Source organism: Kribbella amoyensis, assembly GCF_007828865.1.
Taxonomy (GTDB): Bacteria; Actinomycetota; Actinomycetes; order Propionibacteriales; family Kribbellaceae; genus Kribbella; species Kribbella amoyensis.
In genome coordinates, this window is sequence record NZ_VIVK01000002.1 from 761,936 (window position 1) to 787,041 (window position 25,106).

A 25,106-nucleotide genomic window follows, 5' to 3' on the forward strand; every position below is an offset into this window, starting at 1 on the left:
CGGCGCGCGGGAACAACGGTCCCGGACATACCCTTGAAACCGACATGACTGCTTCCGACCGCCGCACGGTGTACCTCGATCACGCGGCGACGACTCCGATGCTGCCGGCGGCGATCGAGGTGATGACCCACCACCTCGCGCGCACCGGTAACGCGTCGTCCCTGCACGGGTCCGGCCGGGCCGCGCGGCGGACCGTGGAGGAGTCGCGGGAGACGATCGCCGCCGCGCTCAACGCGCAGCCCAGCGAGGTGGTGTTCACCTCCGGCGGCACCGAGGCGGACAACCTGGCGCTCAAGGGCCTGTGGTGGGCCCGGCTCAAGGAGGACCCGAAGCGCCGCCGGATCCTGCTCAGCGGCGTCGAGCACCACGCGGTCCTCGATCCGGCGATCTGGCTCGGGCAGCACGAGGGCGCCGAGATCGAGTGGCTCGGAGTCGACGAGCTCGGCCGGGTCCGGCCGGACGAGGTCCGCGCCGCGATCGCGACGGACCCGGCGTCCGTGTCGTTCGTCACGCTGATGATGGCGAACAACGAGGTCGGCACGCTGCAGCCGGTCCGCGAGGTCGCCGAGCTCGCCGCGGAGTACGGCATCCCCGTGCACACCGACGCGGTCCAGGCGGTCGGGCAGATCCCGGTGGACTTCGCGGCGCTGGGCGTCGACGCGATGACGGTGTCCGCGCACAAGCTGGGTGGTCCGTACGGAATCGGCGCGCTGGTGGTCCACAAGGAGACCCAGCTGGTCCCGATCGTGCACGGCGGCGGCCAGGAGCGCGACGTACGGTCCGGCACGCTGGACGCGCCCGCTACGGCCGGGTTCGCGGTGGCGGCCGAGTACGCGGTGAAGCACCAGGCCGACGAGGCGACGCGGTTGTCGGTACTGCGGGACGCGCTCGTTGCCGGGGTCACCGGTACGGTGCCGGGCGCGAAGTTGTCGGGCGATCCGGTGCACCGCTTGCCCGGTAACGCACACTTGTCGTTCAAGGACTGCGAGGGTGACTCGCTGCTGCTCCTGCTGGACGCCCGGGGCATCGAGGTGTCCACCGGCTCCGCGTGCAACGCGGGGGTCGCGGAGCCGAGTCACGTGCTGCTGGCGATGGGGTACGACGACCAGCGGGCGCGCGGGTCGCTCCGCTTCACCCTGGGACACACCAGTACCCAGGCGGACATCGACGCGGTCCTGACGACGATCGGACCGGTGGTCGAGCGGGCGATGTCCGCGGGACTGCAGAACGTGGGAAGGAACAGCTGATGCGGGTACTCGCAGCCATGTCGGGCGGGGTCGACTCCGCCGTCGCGGCGGCGCGGATGGCCGAGGCAGGGCACGACGTGGTCGGTGTGCACCTGGCGTTGAGCCGCAACCCACAGTCGTACCGCAGCGGCGCCCGTGGTTGCTGCACGATCGAGGACTCCCGGGACGCCCGGCGGGCCGCGGACGTGATCGGCATCCCGTTCTACGTCTGGGACCTGGCCGAGCGGTTCCACGCGGACGTGGTCGAGGACTTCGTCGCTGAGTACGCGGCCGGCCGGACGCCGAACCCGTGCCTGCGGTGCAACGAGAAGGTCAAGTTCAGCGCGGTCCTCGAGCGGGCCCTCGCGCTGGACTTCGACGCCGTCGCGACCGGCCACTACGCGCAGATCGTGGAGACGCCCGAGGGCCGTGAGCTACACCGCGCGGTCGACCACGGCAAGGACCAGTCGTACGTGCTCGGCGTGCTCACCCAGGAGCAGTTGCGGCACGCGTTCTTCCCGCTCGGCGACACCCCCAAGTCCGAGGTCCGGGCCGAGGCCGAGCGCCGCGGCTTGTCGGTGGCGGCCAAGCCGGACAGTCACGACATCTGCTTCATTGCCGACGGCAACACTCCGGGATTCCTCAGCAAGCACCTCGGCGAGGCGCCCGGCGACATCGTCGACTCCGACGGCAACAAGCTCGGCGAGCACCAGGGCACGCACGGCTTCACCGTCGGCCAGCGCAAGGGACTGCGGATCGGCACCCCGGCCGCGGACGGCAAGCCGCGGTTCGTGCTCGACATCAGCCCGGTCGAGCGCACCGTCACGGTCGGCTCGCGCGAGGAGCTCGCGGTCGAGAGCCTGACCGCGTCCAAGCCGCGCTGGTGCGGTCCGACCCCGGCCGGGACGCTGCACGTGAAGGCCCAGCTGCGCGCCCACGGCGAGGAGGTCGCGGTCACCGCGCGGCTGGCGGACGACCGCGTCCTGGTCGACTTCGACGAGCCCGCGTCCGCGGTCGCGCCCGGCCAGGCGGTCGTGTTGTACGACGGCACCCGCGTGATCGGGTCCGCCACCATCGACACGATCCAGCGCGCCGCCGCCAAGGTCTGACCCAGCCGTGACCCGCACTCCGCGAAGGGGCCGCCCATGACCACCACCGGACTCGGTTCGCTCCCGGGTGAGGACATCCGCGAGTGGATCAAGGTGGTGCTCGAGGCGGTCGACACACCGTTCCTCCCGGAGCTTCCGGCCCGGCCGTACGGCGACATGGTGAGCCGGACGGTGGCGGTACTGACGGAGCTCGCCGTGGACCTGCAGCCGGCCGGATGGCGGTTGACGGGTGGGACGGATCCGCGGGCGAGCCTGGACCAACGGCGGGCGCGGTCCCTGGTGCAGGAGGACCTCGACGTCCTGGAGGAGCTGGCCGACGGGTACACGGGCCCCTTCAAGATCCAGCTGACCGGGCCGTGGACCCTGGCGACGACCGTCGAGCTTCCGCGCGGTGACAAGGTGCTCGCGGACCACGGCGCTCGGCGGGACCTGGCCGAGGCGCTCGCGTACGGGGTGAACGAGCACGCGGCCGAGGTACGTCGCCGTGTCCCCGGTGCGGACCTGATCGTCCAACTGGATGAGCCCGGGCTCCCCGCGGTACTGGCGGGCGCGGTGCCGACGGCGAGTGGGTGGAGCAAGCACCGCTCGGTGGACGGCCCTGGTGCGGTCGACCTGCTGACCCGGGTGATCGAGGCGGCCGCACCGGCGCACACCGTGGTCCACTGTTGCGCCGCGCGTCCGCCGATCGAGGTGTTCACCAAGGCGGAGGCCGAGGGCATCGCCGTCGACCTCGCCCTGCTGACCGAGCCCGCCTGGGAGCAGATCGCGATCGCGGTCGAGGCCGGCAAGACCCTGTACGCCGGGGTGGTCCCGACCACGGGCACGATCCCGAACCAGGAACAGGCCGCGGACCCGCTGATCCGCAAGTGGCGGCAGCTCGGCCTCGATCCCGAGCTGCTCAAGCGGGTCGTGATCACCCCCGCGTGCGGACTTGCTGGCGCTCCGTCACCGGCCGACGCGAGGACCCGCCTCGACCTGCTGCGCAAGACGGCCGACGTGGTCGCCGAAGCCGCCGAGGAGTAGGAGTTCCGGCCGGACCAGGATCACCGGTTTCGTCGGTGGTCGGCGGTAAGTTCTCCCCATGAGCACGGAGATCCCCGAGACTTCCGCCGCCGACCAGCCGGCCGCTCCGCCCGACGTGCGGCAGCGCCACGCCGCGTTGAGCCGGGAGATCGAGGAGCACCGGTTCCGCTACTACCTGGCCACCTCGACGATCTCCGATGCCGACTTCGACGCGTTGATGCACGAGCTGCAGGGCATCGAGGAGGAGTACCAGGAGCTCCGGACGCCGGACTCCCCGACGCAGAAGGTCGGGGTGCCGATCTCCACGTTGTTCGCCCCGGTGGAGCACCCGACCCGGATGGAGAGCCTGGCGAACGCGTTCTCCGCCGAGCAGATGGACGCCTGGGCGAAGCGGCTGGAGCGCGAGGTCACCGGCCGGCAGATCCACGACTCCGGGTTCCTCTGCGAGCTCAAGGTGGACGGTCTCGCGCTCGACCTGATCTACCGCGACGGCGTCCTGGTCAGCGGCGCCACCCGCGGCGACGGCCGGACCGGCGAGGACGTCACGCCGAACGTCCGCACCATCGCGATCATCCCGAACGAGCTGCACGGCGACGACCTGCCCGCGTTCCTCGAGGTCCGCGGCGAGGTGTACTTCCGGGTCGAGGACTTCGAGCAGCTGAACGCCCAGCTCGTCGAGGCCGGCAAGGACCCGTTCTCCAACCCGCGCAACAGCGCCGCCGGATCGCTCCGGCAGAAGGACCCGCGCGTCTCGGCCCAACGCCCGCTGCGCTTCGTCGTCCACGGCCTCGGCAAGGTCGAGGGGTACCGCGTGGGCCGGCTCTCCTCGGCGTACGACCAGCTGAAGGCGTGGGGGCTGCCGGTCAGCGACCGGGCCCGCAAGGTCGAGACGCTCGACCAGGTCAACGAGTTCATCGCGTACTACGGGGAGAACCGGCACTCCGTCGACCACGAGATCGACGGCGTCGTGGTCAAGGTCGACGAGGTGGACCTGCAGCGCGCGCTCGGGTCCACGTCGAGCGCGCCGCGCTGGGCGATCGCGTACAAGTACCCGCCGGAGGAGGTCACCACCAAGCTGCTCGACATCGAGGTGAACGTCGGCCGTACCGGCCGGGTCACCCCGTACGGGCGGATGGAACCGGTCCGGGTGGCTGGGTCCACGGTGGAGTTCGCGACCCTGCACAACGCGCAGGAGGTCGAGCGCAAGGGCGTCTGGATCGGCGACACCGTGGTGCTGCGCAAGGCCGGTGACGTGATCCCGGAGATCCTCGGCCCGGTGGTCGAGCTGCGGCCGGACGACGCGCGGCAGTTCGTGATGCCGACCGAGTGCCCGTCCTGCGAGACCACGCTGCGGCCGATGAAGGAAGCGGACGTGGACATCCGCTGCCCCAACGCGCAGTCCTGCCCCGCGCAACTGCGGGAGCGGTTGTTCCACCTGGCGGGCCGGTCCGCGTTCGACATCGAGGTGCTCGGGTTCAAGGCCGCCGACGCGCTGATCGGCGACGACCTGATCACCGACGAGGGCGACCTGTTCGGCATCACCGAGGAGGACCTGAACCGCAGCGCCTTCTTCACCACCAAGGCCGGCGCCCTGTCCGCGAACGCGAAGCGCCTGCTCGCCAACCTCGACCAGGCCAAGACCCAGCAGCTGTCCCGCGGCCTGGTCGCGCTGTCGATCCGCCATGTCGGACCGACCGCGGCCGCCGCCCTCGCCGCGGCGTACGACGACATCGACGCGATCGAGGCCGCGAGCGAGGAGGAGCTGGCCCGGATCGAGGGCGTCGGGCCGACCATCGCGCACGCCGTGATCGAGTGGTTCGGAGTGGACTGGCACGCCGAGATCGTGCGGAAGTGGAAGGCGGCCGGCGTCCAGCTGCGCCAGGAGCGGACCGGCCCCACTGTCGAGCAGACGCTGACCGGGTTGTCGGTCGTGGTCACCGGCACGGTCGAGGGATTCAGCCGGGACGAGGCGACCGAGGCGATCGTGTCCCGGGGCGGCAAGGCGGCGAGCTCGGTGTCGAAGAAGACCTCGTTCGTGGTCGTCGGCGACTCGCCCGGATCCAAGTACGACAAGGCGGTCCAGCTCGGCGTGCCGATCCTGGACGCGGCCGGCTTCCGGGTGCTGCTGGAGCGGGGCTCCGACGCCGCCGCGGAAGTGGCGGTCCGGCCCGAGCCGGGCGACGGCTGATACCGGTTCGGTCAACAGTTTGCTTCTGAAGGGATCCGGCGGGAGTGCTGGCCCGTCGGACTGTTAGTTTGCAACGTCTACACGTGGGTTTCCGAAGGAGAGACTATGACGACGCCGCCACAGGGACCGTGGGGTCCTGGGCAGCCGGGGGGCCAGCCGGGCGGGCAGCAAGGGGGACAGGGTCAGGGCGGCGGCTGGGGACAACAGCCACAGCAGCCCGGCCAGGGTGGATGGGGCCAGCAGCCGCAGCAGCCGCAGCAAGGCGGCGGTTGGGGTCAGCAGCCCGGTCACCAGCAGCCGCAGCAGGGGCAGCCGCAACAGCCACAGCAGGGCCAACCCGGACAGGGTGGCCAGCAAGGCGGTCAGCAGGGTGGCGGCTGGGGCCAGCGCCCCGGCCAGCAGAGCCCTCAGCAGGGTGGCTACCAGCAGCAGTCGTGGGGCCAGCAGGACCGTCAGCAGCAGGGCTGGCAGCACCAGCAACAGCAGCAGCCGTGGAAGACCAACGGGCCGAACGGTCCCGGCGGCGGTGGCGGCTTCGGCAAGGACAAGATGCCGCTGTTCATCGGTGGCGGTGTCATCGGTGTGGTGCTGATCGGTCTGCTCGTCTTCCTCGGCATCCGCGCACTCGGCGGTGACGACGAGCCGGAGGCCGGTCCGGAGACCACGAACACGCAGCCGACGGACGCGCCGGAGTCCCCGGGGGAGGACCCGACCAGCGCGCCGCCCGGTGAGCTCGGCAACGCGACCGGTCAGGCGAAGACCGCGACCGAGAAGCTGCAGGGCAGCGGGTACCAGTGCAGCGACCTGTTCAACGGCGCGCAGGGTGCGCACCGCGGGTGCTTCAAGTACGACGGCCCGACCCAGGCCGAGGCGGTCTTCCAGTTCCAGTCCGACGGCACCATCATCGGCGTGATCCTGAAGTCCGACGACTCCGAGAACGTCAACAACGCCGCGGTCACCTTCGACGCCGCGCTGCAGGCGGTCGGCAACGACGCCTTCGGCGGGTCCGAGGTCGCCAAGGTGCAGCAGGCGGTCAAGAGCGGCCAGAAGGAACAGAAGATCGGCAGCACCTGGGGCGAGTTCGAGCTGCGCAACGACGGCGAGCGGCTGCAGCTGGCCGGCGGCAAGTCCGGCTCCGATTCGTTCGAGCTGCCGCGCAAGGAGTTCCAGACCACCGCGGCGCAGTTGCAGGCCGCGCTCCGGGCGAAGAAGTACGACTGCCAGGTGCTGTGCCGCAAGAAGATCGGTGAGTACGGCTCGCAGTCGATCTCCGGGATCGGTTCCAGCGGTGGCATCCGGATCCTCAGCGCCCGGGTCTCCGGGAACGCGAGCGAGGCGAAGCCGGCGTACCCGGCGGTGCTGGGCGACGCGTTCGGCGCGGTGAAGAGCCCGGACCAGGCGGCGCTGAAGGCCTGGTTCGACGCCCGCAAGGACGGCAAGTCGTACGCTGGGTACGTGGCCGGCTGGCGCGTCGAGGTGACCGCTCGGAACAGTTCGAGCGATTACCTGTCGATGGAAGCCGAGATCGGCTACGAGTCGTTCTACGTCTGATCGGCCCGGCCCGGTGGTGGTGCAGCGGTACCACCACCGGGACCCGGCCGGCGGGCGTTCCGCTGACCGGGAGGCAGGATGAAGTTCGAGCGGGAGAAGCGGGAGTCCCGCGAGGTGGCGAAGCCGCCGCCCGAGGCGCTGCACCGGGTCGACGGTGGCGGACCCTGGGGACCGACCCAGTTCGATCTGCCCGAGCGGGGCGGTAACAGCCAGGCGATCCTGATCGTGGCGCTGGTCGGCACGTTCGTGCTGCTGGTCATCGCCGGGCTCTGGACCCTCGCCTACTTCAAGTTCACCTGATCACAGCCACGGAAAAGGCCTCCTGTCGCCGACAGGAGGCCTTCTTTTCGTCGGGGGTTCAGGCGGTGGTGTGGATGGTGACCGCGAGGCTGGCCAGGTAGCTCAGCCGGGCCACCTCGGAGCCGAGGAACTCGGGCCCGCCACGACGGCCGATCACCAGGACGCGCTGGTCGGACTCCAGCGGCGACGCGACCAGGACCGACTCGGACAGGCCCTTGTGGTTGGCGGGCGGGGCGAGGGTGGTCGCCTTCGCCAACGGCAGCCACGGATCGGCGAGGCCGTCGAACTCCGGTGTCGCGCTGGTCTCCAGCGCCACCTTCACCTCGCCGCCGGTACCGTCCAGCAGCGCGGCCCAGTCGGCGTGCAGGACGGCGGGCGCCTGCTCGACCAGGATGTCGATCGCCTCACGCGGCGCGGATGTCATCTGCTCCACGGCCTCGAGGTCCATGTGCAGGCCACCGCCGGCGCCGTACCGGGAGAACCAGATCACCTCGACATCCTCGACACTGTTGCAGGCCGAGACGAGCCGGTCGGGCAAGACGCCGGGTGGCAGGTCGACCACGACGTCGTCGACGGCGGTGCCGTTCTCACGCCGGTGCTCGACGATCTCGATCGCGTGGATGTCGGCGTTCACCGCACCGAGGGCGGTGGCCACCGTGCCGAGCGACCCGGGACGGTCCGGGAGAATCAATCGCAGCAGGAACACCGAACGATCATCTCCCAGCCCTGTACCACGCACATCACACCCTGTCGCGGCCAATGTTACAGAGCGGAACAAAGTGACACGCCGGGCCCGTTCAGCTGGTGAACCATTCACCGGGGAACTCGGTGCGGACCCGCGACCCGCGCCCTCTAGGATTGCTCGGGTGACACCGGGAACCTCTCGGTGTTTTCCTCGAGCACCTTTGGGATCACGTTCATGCCATCCATTACCCGCGAAGAGGTCGCGCATCTGGCGCGACTGGCGCGGATCGAGCTCACCGACGACGAGCTCGACCACCTCGCACCCCAGCTCGACCAGATCATCGCCCTGGTCGGCCAGGTCAGCGAGGTGGCCGCCGACGACATCCCGCCGACCTCCCACGCCCTGCCGCTCACCAACGTGATGCGCGCGGACGTGAACGTGCCGTGCCTGACGCCGGAGCAGGCGCTGTCCGGCGCGCCGGCCGCGGAGGAGCAGCGCTTCCGGGTGCCGCGGATCCTGGAGGAGGACTGATGAACGACCTGATCCGCAAGACCGCGGTCGAGCTGGCCGAGCTGATGTCGTCCGGGCAGGCCAGCGCGGTGGAGATCACCCAGGCCCACCTGGACCGGATCGAGGCCGTCGACGGTGCGGTGCACGCGTTCCTGCACGTCGATTCCGAGGGCGCGCTCGCGCAGGCCGCCGCCGTGGACGCCCAGCGCGCGGCTGGTGAGCACCTCGGCCCACTGGCCGGTGTCCCGCTGGCGCTGAAGGACGTGCTGACCCAGGAGGGCGTGCCGACCACGGCCGGCTCGAAGATGCTCGAGGGCTGGAAGCCGCCGTACGACTCCACCGTCGTGCAGCGGCTGAAGGCGGCCGGCGTCGTGATCCTCGGTAAGACCAACATGGACGAGTTCGCGATGGGCTCCTCCACCGAGAACTCGGCCTACGGCACCACCCACAACCCGTGGGACCTGACCAGGATCCCCGGTGGTTCCGGGGGTGGCTCCTCGGCCGCCATCGCCGCGTACGAGGCACCGCTCGCGATCGGTACCGACACCGGCGGCTCGATCCGGCAGCCCGGTGCGTTCACCGGCACGGTCGGCGTCAAGCCCACCTACGGCGGCACCTCGCGGTACGGGCTGATCGCGCTGGCGTCGAGCCTGGACACCCCGGGTCCGTGTGCCCGCACCACCCTGGACGCGGCCCTGCTGCACGAGGTGATCGCCGGCCACGACGTGATGGACTCCACCTCGATCGAGCAGCCGGTCCCGCCGGTCGTCGAGGCGGCCCGCCGGGCCGACGTCGCCGGCCTGCGGGTCGGCGTCGTCAAGGAGCTCGGCGGCGAGGGGTACCAGCCGGGCGTCGAGGCCCGGTTCCACGAGGCCGTCGAGCTGCTCACCAAGCTCGGTGCCGAAGTGGTCGAGGTGTCCTGCCCGCACTTCCAGTACGCGCTGCCCGCGTACTACCTGATCCTGCCGAGCGAGGCCTCGTCCAACCTGGCCAAGTTCGACGCGATGCGGTACGGCCTGCGGGTCGGCGACGACGGTACGAACAGCGCCGAGACGGTGATGAGCCTGACCCGGGAGGCCGGCTTCGGTGCCGAGGTCAAGCGGCGCATCATGCTCGGCACGCACGCGCTGTCCAGCGGGTACTACGACGCCTACTACGGTCAGGCGCAGAAGGTCCGCACGCTGATCGCGCGGGACTTCGAGAAGGCGTACGAGCAGGTCGACGTGCTGGTCTCGCCGGCCACCCCGACCACGGCGTTCGCGATCGGCGACCGGGTGAACGACCCGATCGCGATGTACAAGAACGACCTCTGCACGATCCCGTCCAACCTGGCCGGCAACGCGGCCGCGTCGTTCCCGTGCGGCCTGGCCGACGAGGACGGCCTGCCGGTCGGCTTCCACGTGATGGCGCCGGTGCTGCGCGACGACCTGTGCTACCAGGTCGGCGGAGCGCTGGAGGCCGCGCTGGCCGACCAATGGGGTGGCGTGCTGATGACGAAGGCTCCGGAGCTGGAGGTGACCCGATGACCGTGGACGTGGTCGAGATCGACGACGCGCTCGCGCAGTACGACCCGGTGATGGGCCTCGAGGTCCACGTCGAGCTGAACACCGTGTCGAAGATGTTCTGCGGCTGCCCGACGACGTTCGGCGCCGAGCCGAACACGCAGACCTGCCCGGTCTGTCTCGGGCTGCCGGGCGCGCTGCCGGTGGTGAACGCGCGCGCCGTGGAGTCCGCGATCAAGATCGGTCTCGCGCTGAACTGCGAGATCGCCGAGTGGTGCCGGTTCGCCCGGAAGAACTACTTCTACCCGGACATGCCGAAGAACTTCCAGACCTCCCAGTACGACGAGCCGATCGCGTTCAACGGCTGGACCGAGGTCGTCGTCGACGGCGAGACGTACCGGATCGAGATCGAGCGCGCGCACATGGAGGAGGACACCGGCAAGTCGACCCACGTGGGCGGCGCGACCGGGCGGATCCACGGTGCCTCGCACTCGCTGGTCGACTACAACCGGGCCGGGATCCCGCTGATCGAGATCGTCACCAAGACGATCGAGGTCCCGGGGGAGAAGGCCGCGGCCGTCGCCCGGGCGTACGTGAGCATGCTGCGCGACCTGCTGCTCGCCCTCGGCGTGTCCGACGTGCGGATGGACCAGGGCTCGCTGCGCTGCGACGCGAACGTGTCACTCAAGCCGAGCGGGTCCAGCACCTTCGGCACCCGGACCGAGACCAAGAACGTGAACTCGTTCCGCTCGGTCGAGCGCGCGGTGACGTACGAGATCACCCGGCAGGCCGCGGTGCTGAACTCGGGCGGCAAGGTCGTCCAGGAGACCCGGCACTGGCACGAGGACACCGGCATCACCACCTCGGGCCGGGAGAAGTCCGACGCCGAGGACTACCGGTACTTCCCGGAGCCCGACCTGGTCCCGGTCGCGCCGTCGCGCGAGTGGGTCGAGGAGATCCGTGGCACGTTGCCGGAGGCCCCGTCCACCCGGCGGGCCCGGCTGCAGGCGGAGTGGGGCTTCACCGACCTGGAGATGCGCGACGTCGTCAACGGCAACGCGCTCGAGCCGATCGTCGCCACCGTCGAGCTGGGGGTCACCCCGGCGGCGGCGAAGAAGTGGTGGCTCGGTGAGCTGGCCCGCTCGGCGAACGAGACCGGGACCGAGCTCGACGCGCTCGGGGTCGGCCCGGCCGAGGTCGCCGAGGTGCAGAAGCTGGTCGACGAGGGCGCGCTGAACGACAAGCTCGCGCGGCAGGTCTTCGACGGCCTGCTCAAGGGCGAGGGCACGCCGGCCGAGATCATCGAGGCCCGCGGGCTCGCGCTGGTGTCGGACGACTCGGCGCTGATCGAGGCGATCGACCGTGCCATCGCGGCGAACCCGGACGTGGTCGAGAAGGTCAACTCCGGCAAGCCCGCCGCGGCCGGCGCGCTGATCGGCGCGGTGATGAAGGACATGCGTGGCCAGGCCGACGCCGCCAAGGTCCGCGAGCTGCTGAACGCCAAGCTCGGGATCTGAGTTCGTACCGCGTGTCGCCGGGCCCGGGGAGTACTCCTCGGGCCCGGCGTTCGTTTATGCGGCGTCGGTGAGGCTGTCGTCCGTGGGCTCGTGCCGTGAAGTGAGCAAGACCGCCTTCGCTACGGACGCCTCCGCCTCGACGCAGCGGACCTCGTAGCGGGTCGCGACGACCTCCTGGTTCTCCAGGTCCGGGCGATGGCGGATCAGCCCGTGGAAGAACCCGAAGAGGGTGCCGAGCAGCACGCCGTACACGAGGCCCCAGGCCACCACGTACAACCCGGTCAGGCTGGTCTCGGCGACCAGGGTGATGAACACGCCGAGCAGCAGGCCGACCGCGGCGCCGTACGCCGCGGCTGTTCGGGTGGAGCGCCAGACGGTCCCACGGCTCGGTCTGTCGGCCAGCCGGAGATCGGCGCCGACGATGTCGAGGCTGCTTCGGCCGATCCCGGCCGCGTGCAACTCCTCGACCGTCTGCTGCGCTTCGCCGAAGCTGCTGGCGGACACGAGCACGGTGGTGTGGACGATGGGCTCCCTACTGGGCCTGCTGGGCCGCAAGACGTTCCCCTCCCTGGAATCGCCGACGAGTTCCTTCCACTAGTACCAGAGCACGGAAGGGTGAAACGTCAGCGATCGGTGCGGGAGGCGGCGTACGTCACCTGGGTGAACAACTTCGCGCGCCGTCGCGTGCCAGCGGCATCATTGGCCTTCGCGGCCTCAGCGGCTGATGGTGATGCGGAGGATGCGGTCGTCGCCGGCGCGGACGTCCCCGCGGCCGTCGGTGTTCGAGGTGGTCAGCCACAGGGACCCGTCCGGCGCCGTCTCCACGGTCCGCAGCCGCCCGAACTCGCCGGTGAAGAATGCCTGCGGCTCCCCGGTGCGCTTCCCGTTCTCGACCGGGATCGCCCACAACCGCGCACCCCGGAGCCCGGCCATGAAGATGTGGCCCTGGGCAAACGCGATCCCGGACGGCGACGCGTCGTCGGTCTTCCACTGCGCGATCGGATCGACCATCCCGTCGAGGTTGCTCACCCCTTCGGCCGCCGGCCACCCGTAGTTCGCCCCGCTGGTGATCGCGTTCAGCTCGTCCCAGGTGTCCTGCCCGAACTCGGCCGCGTACAACTGGCTCCCTCCGAACGCGAGACCCTGGACGTTGCGGTGCCCCTTGGAGAACCACAGCTTGTTGCCGGGGTTTCCGGGTGCCGCTTTGCCGTCGGTGGTGATGCGCAGGATCTTCCCGCCGAGCGAGTCGTCGTTCTGCGAGTTCGGCTCCTCACGGCCGTCCCCGGTACCGACGTACAAGTACCCGTCCGGCCCGAACCGAAGCCGGCCCCCGTTGTGCACAGCCGCGACCGGGATCCCGTCGAGAATCACCTGCTGATCACTGAGCCGATTCCCCTGGTACGTCATCCGCGCGATCCGGTTGTCGTCACCCGTCGAGTAGTACACGTAGACGTAGGGGCGACCCGGGTACTGCGGGTCCACGGCGATACCCAGGAGCCCGCCTTCGCTGGACGGATCCACCCCGTCCACCGTGCCGACCTCGGTCACCTGGTTGTTGGCGATCCGCTTGACCTTCCCCGAGTCCCGCTCAGTCACCAACGCGGACCGGTCAGGGAGGAACGCGAGCCCCCACGGCACCTCGATCCCAGTAGCCACGGTCCCGGCCACGGCGAGCTTCACCGGACCTTGCGGCGCCTGACTGGAAGCGGGAGGCGAGGACGGCGTACCCGACGGGGTAGCACTGCTCACCGGCGGCGTCATCGAAGGCGCGGCCCCCGAGTCCCCGTCCCCGGAACCAGAGCAACCGGCCACCAAAGACCCCACAACCACCACAACACCCGCAGTACGAGCGCCAACCCTCACGCCATCTCCCTCGCCAGCTGGAACCTCCCCCCAAGGTAACGACCCCCACCGAAAACCAACCGAAGGTTCCCCCAAGGGCGGCATTGCGTAGTCTCCCGAGCGTGCCTGACGGAGAAGCCCGGAGACTCGGCCCTCGCCGAGACAGGACCTCAGCAGGTGGAGCTGTGGAGAGATGACCGCTTTCTGGCGCATCGTCGGATCGAACTCCGTGCGGTCGGCCAGTGAGGTGCAGTCGGCCCTTGAGCAGGTCTCCGGGCAACTTCGCGAGCTGGATCCGGACGGTCTGGTCCAGTTCGAGGGGAAGCTCCGCGAGGCTCCTCATACGATCGACAGGCGGGAACTCGCTGAGATCCCGGTGTCATTGGCGGGTGGACTGGAACTGCCTCAAACCAGCGATCACTTCCTGTACGCGCGTTGTGCCTGCATTCTGTCCGGCCAGGACGCCTACGACGCCGTTCTGCTGGCCGCGTCAGAGTTCTCCCGGTTCGTCCGGCCGTACGCCCAGGCCGCGGAAGAACTTCTCTATCTGGCCTCCGGGACATACGAGAAGAAGGTCGGCGAAGAATCGAGCTTGAAGGCAATGTTTCCTCTTGAGTCGACATCGAATGTCCAAGGCTGGACCGAGTAGGCCCGCCGTAAGCGGGTCGTTGCGACGATGCCAGCGGAAGGACGTCCGTCGGCGCTGAGGTGCGGTAGCCGCCTCGGAATTAAGCCTGGCGGGCTGATTTTCTTCAGCTGCCCCACGTGGGGCGCAAAGGAAAATGGGCGTTGTGGTCGTCGTCCAGTTTTACGGCGAGGATCTGGTGGAGTTGGGTGTTGTTTCTTTCGAAACCTACTTGGCAGGCGGCTAGGTAGAGGCCCCAGATCTTGGCGGTGGCGAAGCCGACTTCGGCGACGGCCGCGTCCCAGTTGGCCTGGAGGTTTCTGGACCAGCCGGCCAGAGTCAGGGCGTAGTGCTCGCGGAGGTTCTCCTCGTGCCTCACCTCGAAGCCGGCGTCCTGGGCCTCGGCGATGATCCGGCCGGAGCCGATGAGTTCGCCGTCGGGGAAGATGTAGCGGTCGATGAAGGCGCCGGTGGGGCGGTGGCGGTTGTCGGGCCTGGTGATCATGTGGTTCAGCAGGCGGCCGCCCGGTTTCAGGTGGTCCAGCAGGAAGCCGAAGTACGCCGGGTAGTTGCGGACACCGATGTGCTCGGTCAGGCCGATGGAGCTGATCGCGTCGAAGTCGGACTCGGTGACGTCGCGATAATCGCTGAAGCGGACTTCGGCCACCTCGTCGAGGCCCTCGCGCTTGATCGCGTCGGCGGCCCACTCCGCCTGTGCCGACGAGAGGGTCACGCCGAGCGCCTTCACCCCGTACTCGCGGGCCGCGTGCCGGACCATGCCGCCCCAGCCGCAGCCGACGTCGAGCAGCCGCATGCCGGGTTTGAGGTCCAGCTTGCGCGCGACCAGGTCGTATTTCTCGTACTGCGCCTCTTCCAGTGAAGCCGAGGCGGTCGGGAAGACGGCACACGTGTACGTCATCGACGGGCCGAGGATGTACTCGTAGAAGGCGTTCGACACGTCGTAGTGGTGATGGATAGCGGCCCTGTCCCGGGTCCGTGAGTGCCGCAGTCCCTCGAACGTCCGGCGCCACTTCGGCAGGTGCTCCTGCGGCGGGGGCGGCGGTGGCTTGAGGTGCGACCAGCCGAGGCCGCGGACGATGCGCAGTGCCTCCGCGGGAGTCGGGCGCTCGAAGTGGACCTGGTTGAGGATCATCTTCATCAGGTCGTACGGGTTACCGGGGTGGATGCCCTCGATCTCCAGGTCGCCCATCACGTACGCCCGGACCATCCCCAGGTCGCCCGGCGCGGTCAAGATGTACGAAAGACCTCGCTCGGTGGCGAGGTGCATGTGGATCGGGGAGTCCGCCGGCCCGGTCGCGCTGCCGTCGTACGCCGTGAACCGGAAAGGGAGTCCGTCAGGCGCCACCCGTGTGAGTGCGCCTGCGATCGAGACCTGCGTCGCTGTAGCAGTCATCGGCGCGTCACCGCCTTCTCGTAGAGCCCGGTGAGCCGGGCGTCGGGGTCGTACTTGTGCTTCACCTCGGTGAGGGCCGGGACGTTGTACAGCTGGTCGAACGTGTCCCGGTCGTAGTAGGCGTCGGAGTACAGGGACTTGTGGCCGCCGAAGTCGGCGACAGCTGCCTCGATCCGCCGGTTCACGTCACCGTCGGAGGCGCCGGGCACGATCGGTACCGTGCCCCAGAAGCCCACGTTCACATAGGTCGTCGCGGGAGCCAGCGGGTACAGCGGCCACGCCTGGTCCGAGCGCAGCCGCAACGGGCACAGCCAGACCGGCCGCATCCCCACCTCGGCGTCGAACCAGCGCAGGAACCCGGCCAGCTGATCCGCCGGGATCTCCACGTCCTGGACGACGCGTTCCCGGTCCGGCCGGCCGCGACGACGATTGATGCCGGCGGCAACCTGATGACGGTTCTCGAAGGCGACGATCTTGTAGTACACGTCACTGCGCCGCCACCGCCGCGGCCAGACCCGGCGGACCCAGGGGACCTGCGCGCCGAACGCCCGGGAGCACCAGAACCAGTCCGTGTCCCAGCGCCACAGGTAGTCGTACGCGGTGAGGGAATCGGTCGGGCGCTGCTGGATCGACCGGTAGAAGATCTGCTGCCCGGTGTAGTCGCTCGGACGGATCGCGGTGTCGCTATTCCGGCCCAGGGTCAGGTACGCCTCGGACGGGCTGAACGCGACCCCGTCGAGGAAGTGCACCGGCGCACCGTCATAGGTGCCTGCGGCAATGATCTCCTCGATCGTGGGCGCCAGCTCGTCCAGCCCGGTCCGGACGTGCCGGAGCGCGACGTACGGCGAGATCCGGTCCAGCTCGATCCGCAGCCGGGTCGCGTACCCGAGGGAGCCGTACGAGTTCGGGAAGGTCCGGAACAGGTCCGCGTGCTCGCCGGTCGGCCGGGCCGTGATCACCTCGCCGGCGCCGGTCAGGATGTCCAGCTCGAGCACCGACTCGTGCGGCAACCCGGCCCGGTACGACGACGACTCGATCCCCAGACCGGTCACGGCGCCGCCGAGCGTGATCGTGCGGAGCTGGGGCACCACCATCGGTACCAGGCCGTGCGGGAGCGTCGCGTCGACCAGGTCCTCGTACGTACACATGCCTTGCACGTCGGCGGTCCGGGCGACGGGGTCGACGGCAACGACGCCGGTCAGGCCGGAGACGTCGAGGCCGGGAGAGTCCACCGCGGTCCGGGGCCGGAAGAGGTTGGAGCTGCGCTTCGCCAGCCGGACCGGATCGCCCGGGGGAATGCGCTGGTAGGACGCTCGGAGCATCCCGACCGCCTGCTCGTGTTCCACACTCGACGCCAGACCCGATGTCGAAGGCACCCATTCAGAGTACGACGACGCTCCGGACGCGGCACGTGATTACCAGTCACCCATCGCCAGGCCGGTCCGGTCCTCGGGCTGTGTGGCAACGGGTCCGGGTCGGCGGGGTAGGTTCGGAGCATGGCTGATGCGGTGAAGACGTGGCTGCCGTGGGAGGACCCGGACAGCTTCCTCGGCGGGGTTCCGGTGGGACTCGACACGGAGTACTACGCGGGCGGTGACCGGCCGGCGTCGCTGGACCAGGTCGAGTTCTACGTCCCCGACTACATGGGCAAGTCGGAGGTCGTCGAGATCGTCGCGGAGATGCCGTCGCTCAAGGTGGTGCAGACCCAGACCGCGGGGTACGAGAACTTCGAGAAGCACCTGCCCGAGGGCGTGACGCTGTGCAACGCCCGCGGCGTCCACGACGCGTCGACCGCCGAGTTGGCCGTGGCGCTGACGCTGGCGATGTACCGCCGCCTGCCGCGCGCCGTGCAAAACCAGGAGCAGGGGCTGTGGCCGGCCGAGCCCGGGCTGGACGACTCGCTCGCGGACCGGACGGTCCTGATCCTCGGGTACGGCTCGATCGGTGAGGCGCTGGAGCGGCGGCTGGCCGGGTTCGAGTGCGAGGTCATCCGCGTCGCCCGGCGGGCCCGCGAGGGGGTCTCGCCGATCACCGACCTGCCCGCGTTGCTCCCGCGCGCCGACGTGGTCGTCCTGCTGACTCCGGCGACTCCGCAGACCCGGGGGCTGGTGGATGCCGAGTTCCTCGGCCGGCTGAAGGACGGGGCGCTGCTGGTCAACGTCGCTCGCGGTGTCATCGTCGACACGGACGCGCTGCTGGCGGAGCTGACGACCGGCCGGCTCCGGGCCGCGCTGGACGTGACCCACCCCGAACCGTTGCCGGCCGGGCACCCGTTATGGTCCGCGCCGAACGTGCTGATCAACCCGCATCGCGGCGGCGCCTCGACCGCGTTCGCGCCACGGGTCGCCCGGCTGGTGAAGGCCCAGCTGGAGCGGTACGCGAAGGGTGAGCCGCTGATCAACGTGGTGGCCGGCCCGCAACGGTAGGTCGTCGCCGGCTGAAAATGTCGGCGGGTCGTGGCAGGTTTGTCGAATCAGGGTACGGGTGCTCCGACGTACCCCTGACAACCTGGACGACGACCTAGGGGAGTGGACGACGATGTCCGAGACCGTACTGCTGATCGGCACCAAGAAGGGGCTCTGGATCGGCCGCAGCGACGAAGCTCGCCGGCTCTGGACTGTGGAGGGCCCGCAGTTCGAGATGCAGGGCGTCTACTCGGTCGGGATCGACACCCGGGGTGAGCAGCCGCGCCTGTTCGCCGGTGGGACCAGCGAGCACTGGGGTCCGGCCGTCTTCCACTCCGACGACCTCGGCAAGACCTGGGACGAGCCGCCGCAGGGTTCCATCGGCTTCCCCGCGGACGCGGACGCCTCGGTCGAGCGGGTCTGGCAGATCCAGCCGGGGCCACCGGACCAGCCAGGTGTCGTGTACGCGGGGGCGCAGCCGTCCTCGCTGTGGAAGTCGACCGACGGCGGCGTGACGTTCGACCTGGTCCGCGCGCTGTGGGACCACCCGCATCGGCAGGACTGGGGCGCCGGGTTCGGCGGCCAGGCGATCCACACCGTGCTGCCGCATCCGACCGACCCGGACCGGATGAGCGTGGCGATGTCGACCGGCGGCGTGTACCAGACCACCGACGGCGGCGCGTCCTGGTCGCCGGCGAACCACGGCATCAAGGCGTACTTCATGCCCGACCCCGACCCGGACTTCGGCCAGTGCGTGCACAAGCTCGCCGGCCACCCGGACGCCCCGGACCGGCTGTTCGCGCAGAACCACCACGGCGTGTACCGCTCGGACGACGGTGGCGCCATCTGGAAGTCGATCGCGGACGGGTTGCCGTCGGACTTCGGCTTCCCGATCGCGGTCCACCCGCACGAGCCAGACACCGTGTACGTCTTCCCGCTGATCGCCGACGGGAACCGCATCCCCACCGACGCGAGCTGCCGCGTGTTCCGGTCCCGCGACGCCGGAGCGACCTGGGAGCCGCTGACCAAGGGCCTGCCGGACGTCCCGTCGTACGCCCCGGTGCTGCGCGACGCGCTCTGTGTCGACCAGGGCACCCCGGCCGGCGTGTACCTCGGGACGCGGGACGGCTGTGTCTACGCGAGCCCCGACGCCGGCGACACCTGGACCGAGGTCGCACGGCACCTGCCGGACGTCCTCACCGTTCGCGCGGCCGTGCTGCCATGACCGTCGCCGTCAAGATCCCGACCGTCCTGCGACCGTTCGCCGGCGGCGCCGAGTGCGTGCGACTGGACCTGGACGGCGACGCGACGGTGGGAGCGGTCTTCGCCCAGCTCGAGCAGGACCACCCGGCCCTCCGCCGACGCCTCACCGACGACCAAGGCGAACTCCGCCGCCACGTCAACGTCTTCCTCGCAGGCGACAACATCCGCGATCTGAAAGGCCTCCACACCCCACTCCCCGACGGCGCCGAACTGCTGATCCTCCCCAGCGTGGCAGGCGGCTGAGTCGGCTACTCGGCGGAGACCCAGCCGTTGCTGGTGGCAACTACCACGTCGGCGCGTCCGTGGTCGGGGAGGTCGAGTTCACCAAGAACGCAACCCTGGGTAGTTCGTTGACTGCGGAAGGTGGGGTCCTAGAGTGAGTCCCATGTCTGCGCAGAGCGAACCCGACATCAAACCGCGGAGCCGGACGGTCACCGACGGGCTCGAGGCCACCGCTTCCCGGGGCATGCTCCGGGCGGTCGGGATGGGCGACGAGGACTGGGCCAAACCGCAGATCGGCGTCGCGTCCAGCTGGAACGAGATCACCCCGTGCAACCTGTCCCTCGACCGGCTCGCGAAGGCGGTCAAGGACGGCGTGCACGCGGCCAGTGGGTACCCGCTCGAGTTCGGCACGATCAGCGTGTCGGACGGCATCTCGATGGGCCACGTCGGCATGCACTACTCGCTGGTGAGCCGGGAGATCATCGCCGACTCGGTCGAGACGGTGATGGAGGCCGAGCGGCTCGACGGTTCCGTCCTGCTGGCCGGTTGTGACAAGTCGTTGCCCGGCATGCTGATGGCGGCCGCGCGTCTCGATCTGGCGAGCGTGTTCCTGTACGCCGGGTCGATCATGCCTGGCCGGTTGGGCGACAAGGACGTCACCGTCATCGACGCGTTCGAGGCGGTGGGAGCGTGTGTCCGCGGCCTGATCACCCGGGAGGAGGTCGACGCCGTCGAGCGGGCGATCTGTCCCGGTGAGGGCGCGTGCGGCGGGATGTACACGGCGAACACGATGGCCGCAGCCGCCGAGGCGCTCGGGATGTCGCTGCCCGGTTCGGCGGCGCCGCCCGCGGTCGACCGGCGCCGCGACGGGTACGCGCGCAGGTCGGGCGAGGCGGTCGTCGGCCTGCTCCGGCAGGGGATCACGGCGCGGCAGATCCTCACCAAGGGCGCCTTCGAGAACGCGATCGCCGTCGTGATGGCGCTCGGCGGTTCGACGAACGCGGTGCTGCACCTGCTCGCGATCGCCCGCGAGGCCGACGTCGATCTGCGGCTGTCCGACTTCAACCGGATCGGCGACAAGGTTCCGCACCTCGGCGACCTGAAGCCGTTCGGCCGGTACGTGATGACCGACGTCGACCGGGTCGGCGGGATCCCCGTGGTCCTGCGCGCCCTGCTCGACGCGGGCCTGCTGAACGGCGACTGCCTGACCGTCACCGGCAAGACGATGGCCGAGAACCTCGCCGACATCGCGCCACCGGACCTCGACGGCGTGATCCTCCGCGAGCTGGACCGGCCGATCCACCACACCGGCGGCCTGACGATCCTGCACGGCTCGCTGGCTCCGGAGGGCGCCGTGGTCAAGAGCGCGGGCTTCGACTCGGACGTGTTCGAGGGCACGGCCCGCGTGTTCGACGGCGAGCGCGGCGCGATGGACGCGGTCGAGGACGGGTCGATGAAGGCCGGCGACGTGGTGGTGATCCGGTACGAGGGGCCGAAGGGCGGTCCCGGGATGCGCGAGATGCTCGCCGTCACCGGGGCGATCAAGGGCGCCGGTCTCGGCAAGGACGTGCTGCTGCTCACCGACGGGCGCTTCTCCGGCGGTACGACGGGCCTGTGTGTCGGCCACGTCGCCCCGGAGGCCGTCGACGGCGGGCCGATCGCGTTCGTCCAGGACGGTGACCGGATCACCCTGGACGTGAAGAACCGGACCTTGGAACTGCACGTGGAGCCCGAGGAGCTCGAGCGCCGCCGGCAGGGCTGGTCCCCGAAGCCGCCGAACATCACCAAGGGCGTGCTCGGCAAGTACACCCGGCTGGTCCGCTCGGCGTCCGAAGGCGCGGTCTGCATCTGACCGCGAACCCACCGCAGTACTGCGTGATACCGGCCAGTACTGGTTGGTGACCCGGAGGCCCCCGGCGGCGCCGTGCTTCGGGGGCCCGGCCTAGACTGATCAGAAGTAAGACGCCCGTCTCACTCAGTGGGACAGTCGGGCGGCACGCTTGACCGGATCGAGGGGAGTCGGCAATGGTGACTGCATGCGATCGATTCTCCTCGTACTTGTGCGGCGCGCCGACTGACGCGACCCCGAGTCGAGCGCGCCCCCTTCAGCCCACCCGGCGGAGGGGGTTTTCTGTTGTCAGGGCACGGTTCCACACCCCGGACCGCGGCGACGACAGGCCACTGGTCGAGGACGGATCGGTCGCGAAAAGCAACCGTGACAGCAAGCGTGACAGCGAACAGGGAAGGCACTCATGAGTGAGCAGCTGACCGGGGCACAGGCTCTGATCCGCGCACTGGAACATGCCGGAGTGGACACCGTCTTCGGCATCCCGGGCGGGGCGATCCTCCCGGCGTACGACCCGATGCTCGACTCGACCCAGATCCGCCACATCCTGGTACGTCACGAGCAGGGCGCCGGCCACGCCGCCCAGGGCTACGCCGCGGCCACCGGCAAGACCGGCGTCTGCATGGCGACCTCGGGCCCGGGCGCGACCAACCTGGTCACCCCGATCGCGGACGCCTACATGGACTCGGTGCCGCTGGTCGCGATCACCGGTCAGGTCGCCAGCGCGGCGATCGGCACGGACGCGTTCCAGGAGGCCGACATCCGCGGCATCACGATGCCGATCACCAAGCACAACTTCCTGGTGAACGACCCGAACGAGATCGCCAGCACGATCGCCGAGGCGTTCCACATCGCCAACACCGGCCGGCCCGGTCCGGTCCTGGTGGACGTGACCAAGGACGCGATGCAGGCCAAGGTCGACTTCCAGTGGCCGACCGAGCTGTCGCTGCCCGGTTACCGCCCGGTGACCCGCCCGCACCCCAAGCAGGTGCGCGAGGCGGCCCGGCTGATCGTCGCGGCCGAGAAGCCGGTCCTGTACGTCGGCGGCGGCGTGATCCGGGCCCAGGCGGAGGCCGAACTGAAGGAGCTCGCCGAGCTGCTCGGGATCCCGGTCGTCACCACCCTGATGGCTCGCGGCGCGCTGCCCGACACGCACGAGCTGCACTTCGGTATGCCGGGGATGCACGGCTCGGTCTCCGCGGTCGGCGCCCTGCAGCGGTCCGACCTGCTGATCACGCTGGGCGCCCGCTTCGACGACCGGGTGACCGGCAATCTCGACTCGTTCGCGCCCGAGGCGAAGGTGATCCACGCCGACATCGACCCGGCCGAGATCGGCAAGAACCGGGCCGCCGACGTGCCGATCGTCGGCGACTGCAAGGAGGTCATCTCCGACCTGATCGCCGCCCTGCGGACCGAGATCGGCGCGGCCGGCAGCACCCCGTCGTACGACGCCTGGCGCAAGCAGCTGGACACGGTGAAGGCCAAGTACCCACTCGGGTACGAGGAGCCGGCCGACGGCACGCTGTCCCCGCAGTACGTGATCCAGCGGATCGGTCAGCTGGCCGGCCCGGACGCGATCTACACCGCGGGCGTCGGCCAGCACCAGATGTGGTCCGCGCACTTCCTGCCGTTCGAGAAGCCGCGGCACTGGCTGAACTCCGGCGGTCTCGGCACGATGGGGTACTCGGTGCCGGCCGCGATGGGCGCCAAGGTGGCCCGGCCGGAGAACACGGTGTGGGCGATCGACGGCGACGGCTGCTTCCAGATGACCAACCAGGAGCTGGTCACCTGTGCGCTGGAGGGCATCCCGATCAAGGTCGCGGTGATCAACAACCAGTCGCTCGGCATGGTCCGGCAGTGGCAGACGCTGTTCTACGACAAGCGGTACTCCAACACCGACCTGCACTCGACCCGGATCCCGGACTTCGCCAAGCTGGCCGAGGCGATGGGCTGTGTCGGGCTGCGCTGCTCGGACAAGGACTCCGTGGACGCGACGATCGAGAAGGCGATGGCCGTCACCGACGCGCCGGTCGTGGTCGACTTCGTCGTGCACCGCGACGCGATGGTCTGGCCGATGGTTGCCGCCGGCGTCAGCAACGACGAGATCCAGATCGCCCGCGACATGGCCCCCACGTGGGACTCCGAGGAGCTGTGATGACCAAGCACACGTTGAGCATCCTGGTCGAGAACAAGCACGGTGTGCTGGCCCGGGTGGCCGCCCTGATCTCCCGGCGCGGGTTCAACATCGACTCGCTCGCGGTGGGCCCGACCGAGCACCCCGAGGTGTCCCGGATGACGATCGCGGTGAGCGTCGACGAGCAGCCGCTGGAGCAGATCACCAAGCAGCTGAACAAGCTGGTGAACGTGATCAAGATCGTCGAGCTGGAGCCGACCCAGACCGTCCAACGGGAACTCCTGCTGGTCAAGGTGAAGGCCGACACCCTCACCCGCGGGCAGGTGCTGGAGACCGTCCAGCTGTTCCGTGCCAAGGTGGTGGACGTGGCTCCGGACGCGATCACGATCGAGGCGACCGGCAACCCGGACAAGCTCGAGGCGATGCTGCGGGTGCTGGAGCCGTTCGGCGTCCGCGAGCTGGTCCAGTCCGGCATGGTCGCGATCGGCCGGGGCGGCCGCTCCATCTCCGACCGCACCCTGCGCCCGGTCCCGGTCCCGCCGCCGCACGTGGCGACCGGCGGTCCCGTCCTGCAGGCGAAGCCCGCCGAGCGTCCCCATCACCCGGTGCCGGCGCCGCCGCCGGGTCACCGCGCGGCACCCAGCAGTACTGCCCAGTCCGCGTCTACCCAGGCCTGAGCAGCCGATATCGAGGAGAGAGTTCTACCAGTGGCAGCTGAAATGTTCTACGACGACAACGCCGACCTGTCGGTGATCCAGGGCCGCAACGTGGCCGTGCTCGGCTACGGCAGCCAGGGCCACGCCCACGCGCTGTCCCTGCGCGACTCCGGGGTCGACGTGCGCGTCGGTCTGCCGGAGGGCTCGAAGAGCCGGGCCAAGGCCGAGGCCGAGGGGCTGCGGGTGCTGACCCCGGCGGAGGCCTGCGAGGAGGCCGACGTGATCGTCGTGCTGGCGCCGGACCCGGCCCAGCGGGCGCTCTACAAGGAGGCCATCGAGCCGAACCTGGTGGACGGCGACGCGCTCGTCTTCGGTCACGGCTTCAACATCCGGTTCGGCTACATCAAGCCGCCGGCGGGTGTCGACGTGTTCATGGTCGCGCCGAAGGGCCCGGGTCACCTGGTCCGCCGGGAGTACTCCGAGGGCCGGGGTGTGCCGGTGCTCGTCGCGGTCGAGCAGGACGCGACCGGCAAGGCCTGGGACGTCGCGCTGTCCTACGCCAAGGGCATCGGTGGCCTGCGGGCCGGCGGCATCAAGACCACCTTCACCGAGGAGACCGAGACCGACCTGTTCGGTGAGCAGGCCGTCCTCTGCGGTGGCGTGTCGGCGCTGGTCCAGGCCGGCTTCGAGACGCTGACCGAGGCCGGGTACCAGCCGGAGGTCGCGTACTTCGAGTGCCTGCACGAGCTGAAGCTGATCGTCGACCTGATGTACGAGGGCGGCATCGCCAAGCAGCGCTGGTCCGTGTCCGACACGGCCGAGTACGGCGACTACGTGTCCGGCCCGCGGATCATCGACGACTCGGTGAAGGCCCGGATGAAGGACGTGCTGTCCGACATCACCGACGGCACCTTCGCGAACCGCTTCATCGCGGACCAGGACGCCGGCGCGCCGGAGTTCGCCGAGTTCCGCAAGAAGAGCGAGGCGCACCCGATCGAGGCGACCGGCCGCGAGCTGCGCGCCCTGATGGCGTGGGTGAAGTCGCACGACGACGACTACACCGAAGGCACCGCCGCTCGCTGAGCACC

The 25,106-nt window shown here is 69.9% G+C and carries 22 protein-coding genes; 17 read left to right on the forward strand and 5 right to left on the reverse strand.

The genetic code is table 11. The features are described 5' to 3' along the window. Positions 1-44: 44 nt before the first annotated feature. The 6 genes from FB561_RS33710 (at position 45) to FB561_RS33735 (ending at position 7,397) form a co-directional block, all read left to right on the forward strand. On the forward strand, positions 45-1,247 hold the full coding sequence (locus FB561_RS33710; RefSeq protein WP_145814071.1) for a cysteine desulfurase family protein: 1,203 nt from the start codon (positions 45-47) through the stop codon (positions 1,245-1,247). Beyond that, entirely contained in the window at positions 1,247-2,335 is a 1,089-nt protein-coding gene (gene mnmA / locus FB561_RS33715) for a tRNA 2-thiouridine(34) synthase MnmA (RefSeq protein WP_145814072.1), read from the forward strand. Before FB561_RS33710 ends, mnmA begins: the two co-directional genes overlap by 1 nt. A gap of 36 nt (positions 2,336-2,371) precedes the next feature. Continuing rightward, on the forward strand, positions 2,372-3,358 hold the full coding sequence (locus FB561_RS33720; protein WP_145814073.1) for a uroporphyrinogen decarboxylase/cobalamine-independent methonine synthase family protein: 987 nt from the start codon (positions 2,372-2,374) through the stop codon (positions 3,356-3,358). Positions 3,359-3,416: 58 nt separating this feature from the next. Then, positions 3,417-5,546 (forward strand): NAD-dependent DNA ligase LigA, encoded by a 2,130-nt coding sequence (gene ligA, locus FB561_RS33725; protein ID WP_145814074.1) that lies wholly within the window; start codon positions 3,417-3,419, stop codon positions 5,544-5,546. 105 nt (positions 5,547-5,651) lie between these two features. Next, entirely contained in the window at positions 5,652-7,097 is a 1,446-nt protein-coding gene (locus FB561_RS33730) for a hypothetical protein (protein ID WP_145814075.1), read from the forward strand. Positions 7,098-7,175: 78 nt separating this feature from the next. Next, on the forward strand, positions 7,176-7,397 hold the full coding sequence (locus FB561_RS33735) for a hypothetical protein (RefSeq protein ID WP_145814076.1): 222 nt from the start codon (positions 7,176-7,178) through the stop codon (positions 7,395-7,397). A gap of 58 nt (positions 7,398-7,455) precedes the next feature. Here FB561_RS33735 and FB561_RS33740 read toward each other — a convergent pair whose 3' ends face one another. Continuing rightward, positions 7,456-8,103, reverse strand: a complete 648-nt coding sequence (locus FB561_RS33740; protein ID WP_145814077.1) for an ACT domain-containing protein — start codon at positions 8,101-8,103, stop codon at positions 7,456-7,458. Positions 8,104-8,316: 213 nt separating this feature from the next. Between FB561_RS33740 and gatC the strand changes: the two genes are divergently transcribed. The 3 genes from gatC to gatB are packed head-to-tail and all read left to right on the forward strand — an operon-like array spanning position 8,317 to position 11,611. After that, positions 8,317-8,613 (forward strand): Asp-tRNA(Asn)/Glu-tRNA(Gln) amidotransferase subunit GatC, encoded by a 297-nt coding sequence (gene gatC / locus FB561_RS33745; protein ID WP_145814078.1) that lies wholly within the window; start codon positions 8,317-8,319, stop codon positions 8,611-8,613. Next, positions 8,613-10,118: an Asp-tRNA(Asn)/Glu-tRNA(Gln) amidotransferase subunit GatA gene (gene gatA, locus FB561_RS33750; protein WP_145814079.1), complete on the forward strand. Its 1,506-nt coding sequence runs from the start codon at positions 8,613-8,615 to the stop codon at positions 10,116-10,118. The genes gatC and gatA overlap by 1 nt, the downstream gene beginning before the upstream one ends. Further along, a complete protein-coding gene (gene gatB / locus FB561_RS33755) occupies positions 10,115-11,611 on the forward strand; it encodes an Asp-tRNA(Asn)/Glu-tRNA(Gln) amidotransferase subunit GatB (RefSeq protein WP_145814080.1) in 1,497 nt (498 codons plus the stop codon). The genes gatA and gatB overlap by 4 nt, the downstream gene beginning before the upstream one ends. Before the next feature lie 54 nt (positions 11,612-11,665). Here the strand turns inward: gatB and FB561_RS33760 are convergent, their stop codons facing one another. Together FB561_RS33760 and FB561_RS33765 are read right to left on the reverse strand one after the other, a co-directional pair. Further along, positions 11,666-12,115: a general stress protein gene (locus FB561_RS33760; RefSeq protein ID WP_145814081.1), complete on the reverse strand. Its 450-nt coding sequence runs from the start codon at positions 12,113-12,115 to the stop codon at positions 11,666-11,668. Between the two features lie 210 nt (positions 12,116-12,325). Continuing rightward, the gene (locus tag FB561_RS33765; RefSeq protein WP_238335285.1) at positions 12,326-13,291 is read right to left on the reverse strand and encodes a PQQ-dependent sugar dehydrogenase; all 966 of its coding nucleotides are present in this window, start codon (positions 13,289-13,291) and stop codon (positions 12,326-12,328) included. A 355-nt stretch (positions 13,292-13,646) separates the two neighbouring features. On the opposite strand from FB561_RS33765, the gene FB561_RS33770 reads away from it, so the two are divergent. After that, on the forward strand, positions 13,647-14,102 hold the full coding sequence (locus FB561_RS33770) for a DUF4240 domain-containing protein (protein ID WP_145814083.1): 456 nt from the start codon (positions 13,647-13,649) through the stop codon (positions 14,100-14,102). A gap of 103 nt (positions 14,103-14,205) precedes the next feature. Here the strand turns inward: FB561_RS33770 and FB561_RS33775 are convergent, their stop codons facing one another. Both FB561_RS33775 and FB561_RS33780 read right to left on the reverse strand, forming a co-directional pair. Further along, positions 14,206-15,444: a cyclopropane-fatty-acyl-phospholipid synthase family protein gene (locus tag FB561_RS33775; protein WP_337692337.1), complete on the reverse strand. Its 1,239-nt coding sequence runs from the start codon at positions 15,442-15,444 to the stop codon at positions 14,206-14,208. Between the two features lie 44 nt (positions 15,445-15,488). Further along, positions 15,489-16,868, reverse strand: a complete 1,380-nt coding sequence (locus FB561_RS33780) for an FAD-binding oxidoreductase (RefSeq protein ID WP_238335286.1) — start codon at positions 16,866-16,868, stop codon at positions 15,489-15,491. A 120-nt stretch (positions 16,869-16,988) separates the two neighbouring features. On the opposite strand from FB561_RS33780, the gene FB561_RS33785 reads away from it, so the two are divergent. The 7 genes from FB561_RS33785 (at position 16,989) to ilvC (ending at position 25,101) form a co-directional block, all read left to right on the forward strand. Beyond that, positions 16,989-17,918 (forward strand): 2-hydroxyacid dehydrogenase, encoded by a 930-nt coding sequence (locus FB561_RS33785; protein ID WP_145814085.1) that lies wholly within the window; start codon positions 16,989-16,991, stop codon positions 17,916-17,918. Between the two features lie 112 nt (positions 17,919-18,030). Then, positions 18,031-19,122, forward strand: a complete 1,092-nt coding sequence (locus FB561_RS33790) for a WD40/YVTN/BNR-like repeat-containing protein (RefSeq protein ID WP_145814086.1) — start codon at positions 18,031-18,033, stop codon at positions 19,120-19,122. Further along, positions 19,119-19,403, forward strand: coding sequence for a ubiquitin-like small modifier protein 1 (locus tag FB561_RS33795; RefSeq protein WP_145814087.1), 285 nt, complete (start codon positions 19,119-19,121; stop codon positions 19,401-19,403). The genes FB561_RS33790 and FB561_RS33795 overlap by 4 nt, the downstream gene beginning before the upstream one ends. Positions 19,404-19,545: 142 nt before the next feature. Beyond that, on the forward strand, positions 19,546-21,234 hold the full coding sequence (gene ilvD / locus FB561_RS33800) for a dihydroxy-acid dehydratase (protein ID WP_145814088.1): 1,689 nt from the start codon (positions 19,546-19,548) through the stop codon (positions 21,232-21,234). A 400-nt stretch (positions 21,235-21,634) separates the two neighbouring features. After that, complete coding sequence (locus FB561_RS33805; protein WP_145814089.1) at positions 21,635-23,383, forward strand: acetolactate synthase large subunit; 1,749 nt, start codon at positions 21,635-21,637, stop codon at positions 23,381-23,383. Continuing rightward, on the forward strand, positions 23,383-24,039 hold the full coding sequence (gene ilvN / locus FB561_RS33810) for an acetolactate synthase small subunit (RefSeq protein WP_145814090.1): 657 nt from the start codon (positions 23,383-23,385) through the stop codon (positions 24,037-24,039). The genes FB561_RS33805 and ilvN overlap by 1 nt, the downstream gene beginning before the upstream one ends. A gap of 42 nt (positions 24,040-24,081) precedes the next feature. Next, complete coding sequence (gene ilvC / locus FB561_RS33815; protein ID WP_145814206.1) at positions 24,082-25,101, forward strand: ketol-acid reductoisomerase; 1,020 nt, start codon at positions 24,082-24,084, stop codon at positions 25,099-25,101. Positions 25,102-25,106 lie beyond the last annotated feature (5 nt).